The following is a 4,919-nucleotide window of genomic DNA, read 5'->3' as shown; positions in this document are numbered from 1 at the left end:
CCAAGATTGCCGACTACCCATTCACCACCCTGGTCCCCAACCTGGGCGTGGTCGAGGCAGGGGAGATCCGCTTCACCGTGGCCGATGTGCCCGGGCTGATCCCCGGCGCAGCAGAGGGCAAGGGCCTCGGGCATGAGTTCCTGCGTCATGTGGAGCGCTGTGCGGCCCTGGTGCACGTTCTGGACTGCGGCACACTGGAATCTGACCGCGATCCGCTGGCCGATCTGGATGCCATTGAGGCTGAACTCGACGCCTACGCACCCGATGCAGTGACCTCCACTAGCGGCGACGACGCAGCCGTCCCGCTGAACGAGCGGCCCCGGCTAGTCGCGCTGAACAAGACCGATCTTCCCGACGGCGAGGCGATGGCGGAGATGGTGCGCAGCAGCCTGGAGGAACGCGGCTACCGGGTATTCGAGGTCTCCGCCGTCTCCCGCAAGGGACTGCGGGAACTCAGCTTCGCCATGGCTGAGCTGGTGGAGCAGGCACGCGCTCAGCAGCTGGTGGAACAGGCTCCTGTGCCAGTGACCATCCGGCCCAAAGCCATTGACGACAAGGGCTTCGCCATCACCGGCGAAGAAAAGGGCGGGGAACCGCTGTGGCGGGTGCGCGGCAGCAAACCCGAGCGCTGGATTCAGCAGACCGAGTTCAACAACGAAGAAGCCGTGGGCTACCTGGCGGACCGGCTGCAGGCCATCGGCATTGAAGATGAGCTCTTCCGGCTCGGCGCCAAACCCGGGGATGCTGTGGTCATCGGCACCGAACACAACGGTGTGGTCTTCGACTGGGAACCCACGATGGCCGCAGGTGCAGAACACCTGGCCGGACCCCGCGGCACCGACCTGCGTTTTGCCGACCAGCAGCGCCCCACTCGCGCCGAGAAGCGTCAGGAGCAGGCCGACCGGCGTGCAGCCAAAGTCGCGACCCGCGCGGAGATGGAGGCGCTCTACGCTGCCGAGGAGAACTACGAGGACGACGTCGAAGTGGTCTACACCCAGGGCAACCCCGAGGGCGAGGACTCCGAGCACACGGAGCGGGAGAACTAGATGAGCACACGGCAGCTCAGGGGCTCGACCATCACCTCCGCTGCAGACCTGGCACAGGCGCGGCGGCTGGTGATCAAGGTCGGTTCCTCCTCATTGACCACCCTTCAGGGCGGAATCAGTGTGGAGGCCCTTGAGCAGCTGGTGCACGCCTGTCAGAGCCTGCGTGCGCGCGGCACCGAAGTTGTCCTGGTCTCCTCCGGTGCCATCGCCGCAGGCTTGTACCCCCTCGGGCTGGAGACCCGGCCGCAGGATCTGGCAGCTCAGCAGGCTGCCGCGGCGGTAGGGCAGGGCCTGCTGCTGGCTCATTACACTCGGACTTTCGCCGAGCACGGAGCCACCGTGGCCCAGGTGTTGCTGACCGTGGAGGACCTCATCCGGCGCTCCACCTACACCAACGCGCTGCGCGCATTGGAGAAGCTGCTGGCGTTGGGCACCGTTCCGGTAGTCAATGAGAACGACGCCGTGGCCACTGCTGAGATCCGCTTCGGCGACAATGACCGGCTAGCGGCGCTGACGGCCAATCTCATCCATGCAGATGCGCTGATCCTGCTCTCCGACGTCGACGCTCTCTACGACGGCCCCCCGTCCGAAGGCGGAAAACCAGTAGCTCGAATCAGCAGCCCCGCGGATCTTGAAGGCGTCACTTTGGGTCCGCGTGGGCGCGCCGGTGTAGGCACCGGGGGTATGGTCACCAAAGTTGAGGCCGCACAGATCGTCACCGCCAATGGGACACCGGCGCTGCTGACCTCCGCAGCCAAAGCCCAGGCGCTGTTCAACGGCGAGGAGGTGGGCACCTTCTTCGAGGCCAGGGGACGACGTCGCGGAGCCCGCTCGGCGTGGCTGGCTCATCTCGCGCACACCAAAGGCAGGCTGCTGATCGACGATGGCGCAGTGAAGGCCGTGGTCCATGGGCGCCGCTCGCTGCTGCCTGCAGGAATCACCGGCATCGAGGGCGCCTTCGAGGCCGGTGACGTTGTGGAGATCGCCGGTCCCGACGGTACTGTGCAGGCTAGGGGAGTAACCGCGTTCTCCTCCACCGAACTGCCGCAGATGCTCGGCTGCAGCACCGCAGAGCTTGCTGCCCGGTTGGGCCCTGACTACGAGCGGCCAGTAATTCATACCGATGACATGGTCAGACTGGAAATGAGGAGTGTATGAGCCAGGACAGCACCGCAGAAGCCAGCACTGCGACTACCAGCACGGCAGACTCGCCAGCAGAAGAGTCCAACAGCTCGGAGTCCAACACGTCCGAGTCCAACACAGCTGAGGCCATCGCCGGTATCAGCCGCCGTGCCCGCAGCGCATCGCGGGCACTGGCCCGCATGGAACGTGACCATAAGGACCGCACCCTAGCTGCAGTGGCCGCGGGGCTGCGCGAATCAGCTGCGGCGCTGACTCAGGCGAACAAGGAAGACTTAGAACGCGGCCGGAAGAACGGGATGAGCCGTTCCCTACTGGATCGACTGGCGCTGACTGATGAGCGGATCGCATCCCTGGCCGCAGCCGTAGAGGAGATCATCGCTTTGGATGATCCCGTGGGCCGAATCGTGCAGGGCCGGACTCTGCCCAATGGACTGCGGCTTGCCCAGACCACGGTTCCGTTGGGCGTCATCGGCGTCATCTATGAAGCCCGCCCCAATGTCACCGTGGACATTGCGGCGCTGGCGCTGAAATCCGGTAACGCCGCAGTACTGCGCGGCGGGTCTGCTGCCACCAGTACCAATGACATGCTGCTTGCAGTCATCCGGGAGGCGCTACGATCCACCGGGGCGCCGGTGGACGCGGTGCAGAGCATCGATTCCTTCGGACGTGAGGGCGCCACCGAACTGATGACTCAGCGAGGCTCTGTGGATGTGCTGATCCCGCGCGGCGGCCGTGAGCTCATCCAACATGTGGTCACCAACGCCCGGGTCCCGGTGATCGAAACCGGTGAGGGCAATGTGCACATCTTCATTGATGCCAGCGCAGACCCCACGATCGCCCGGGACATTGTGCTCAACGCCAAAACCTCTCGACCCAGTGTCTGCAACGCCGCTGAGACCCTGCTGCTGCACAAAGACGCTGAAGCAGCCGGACGCGAGGCGCTGTTCATTCTGCACCGGGCGGGGGTGACCCTGCACGTGGACCCACGAGTCCGGCACTGGTTGCCTGCTGAAGCTCAGGACGAAGTAGCAGCTGAAACTCATGCAGCTGATCTGAGCTCCCCGGAGACTGCCGGTGCTGTCACTGAGGTGACACAGGAGCACTTCGCCACCGAATTCGGTGACCTGGAAATGGCTGTGGGCGTGGTCGATTCGCTGGATGAGGCCATCGAGCACATTTCCCGCTACACCACAGGCCACACCGAAGCCATCATCACCGATTCGGTGGCCAACGCTGAACGGTTCATCGCAGAGGTCGACGCCGCAGCGGTCATCGTCAACGCCTCCACGCGCTTCACCGACGGCGGCCAGTTCGGACTCGGGGCCGAGGTGGGGATCTCCACCCAGAAGATGCACGCCCGCGGACCGATGGGCATGGCTGAGCTGACCACCACCAAATGGGTGCTGCGCGGAGAAGGCCAGATCCGCGTCTGAGTCCAGGCCGCGCCGTCGTCGGCTCGAAGCCTGCCTTCCGCGCCGTGGAGCCGGCGTCCCTGTAGACTTGACGCCAGATATCGCAAGTCCACTACGTCTTGACAGAGGAGAGGCATGAACCTGCCGATCATTGCACTGCTGCTTGCTGAGGAATCTAACGGCCACGGACTGCCCATCCCTGCAGTCTGGTACGGCACCATCATGTTTATCCTGCTGATGGGCTCACTGATGATTACGCTGGCTTTCGCAAATAAAGGTCGGGAGCTTCCCGCTGACCCCAACGCCGACCACTGATCATCCAGACGGGATAACAGGACACTGGCCAGTTTGACCCACCGCACTGCGCTGCATCCAGCACCTACAGACGGACGACGACGGCGCCTAGGCATCATGGGCGGGACCTTCGATCCCATCCACCACGGCCATCTGGTGGCGGCCAGTGAAGTGGCTGCGGAGTTCAACCTCGACGAGGTGATCTTTGTCCCCACCGGCCAGCCCTGGCAGAAGGCTGATCGGGATGTCAGCCAAGCAGAACACCGGTATCTGCTGACCGTGATCGCCACCGCGTCTAATCCGCGATTCAGCGTCTCCCGGGTGGATATCGATCGCGACGGTCCCACCTACACCATTGACACCTTGCGGGATTTCCGCACCATGTTCCCTGAAGATGAGCTGTTCTTCATCACTGGGGCTGATGCGATGGCGCAGATCATGTCCTGGAAGAATGTGGATGAACTGTGGAAGCTGGCGCATTTTGTCTCGGTGACCAGGCCCGGATACGTCAGCGAGGACTTCGGGCGCACCGAGGAGATCTCCCTGATGGAGATTCCGGCGATGGCTATCAGCTCTACGGACCTGCGGGACCGGGCCAAAGCGGGGAAACCCGTCTGGTACCTGGTGCCCGACGGCGTAGTGCAGTACATCAATAAGCACGGCCTCTATATGGCGAATCCGGCCACACGCGCCGCAGATTCCGCAACGGCCCCACATTCGGGGCATAGCATGGAGGACAACCACCAGGAGGCTCCACGATGAGTGCAGACACCACCGAGCAGCAGGCAGCCGGCGGCGATGACCTGCGTGCACGCTACCTGCCGGTCTCCCGCAAGGAGCTGCGCCGTCGCCGCGAGGCCGAACTGGCGTCCCAGCGCGAGGCCCAGGAAGAAGCTGAGGCCACCGCTGATGAGCTGGCTGCCGGAGGGAGCGCTGTCTCCGGTGAGGACCCTCTCCAGGGCGAAGCCCAGGAGACAGCAGCCCCGGCTGCCGACAGCACAGACCCGGCTGTTGAAGAGCCGAT

General features: G+C 64.2%; 6 protein-coding genes. All 6 read left to right on the top strand.

Going from position 1 to position 4,919, the window contains the following annotated elements:
- Positions 1-1,046: GTPase ObgE (gene obgE, locus TX78_RS14305; protein ID WP_233722193.1), on the top strand; the 1,046-nt coding region annotated here is incomplete at its 5' end.
- Positions 1,047-2,204 carry a glutamate 5-kinase gene (proB, locus tag TX78_RS07090; protein ID WP_044494904.1) on the top strand — a complete coding sequence of 386 codons (1,158 nt, stop codon included), beginning with the start codon at positions 1,047-1,049 and terminating at the stop codon, positions 2,202-2,204.
- On the top strand, positions 2,201-3,622 hold the full coding sequence (locus TX78_RS07085; protein ID WP_044494902.1) for a glutamate-5-semialdehyde dehydrogenase: 1,422 nt from the start codon (positions 2,201-2,203) through the stop codon (positions 3,620-3,622). The genes proB and TX78_RS07085 overlap by 4 nt, the downstream gene beginning before the upstream one ends.
- Positions 3,623-3,736: 114 nt before the next feature.
- The gene (locus tag TX78_RS07080; protein WP_044494900.1) at positions 3,737-3,916 is read left to right on the top strand and encodes a hypothetical protein; all 180 of its coding nucleotides are present in this window, start codon (positions 3,737-3,739) and stop codon (positions 3,914-3,916) included.
- 96 nt (positions 3,917-4,012) lie between these two features.
- Positions 4,013-4,657, top strand: a complete 645-nt coding sequence (nadD, locus tag TX78_RS07075) for a nicotinate-nucleotide adenylyltransferase (RefSeq protein ID WP_044494898.1) — start codon at positions 4,013-4,015, stop codon at positions 4,655-4,657.
- Positions 4,654-4,919 (top strand): hypothetical protein (locus tag TX78_RS13735; protein ID WP_199765262.1); only part of this gene is annotated, 266 nt, incomplete at its 3' end. The genes nadD and TX78_RS13735, both read left to right, overlap by 4 nt.

The organism is Nesterenkonia massiliensis (assembly GCF_000455245.1).
GTDB lineage: Bacteria > Actinomycetota > Actinomycetes > Actinomycetales > Micrococcaceae > Nesterenkonia > Nesterenkonia rhizosphaerae.
This window is presented reverse-complemented; position numbering and strand designations above follow the sequence as displayed.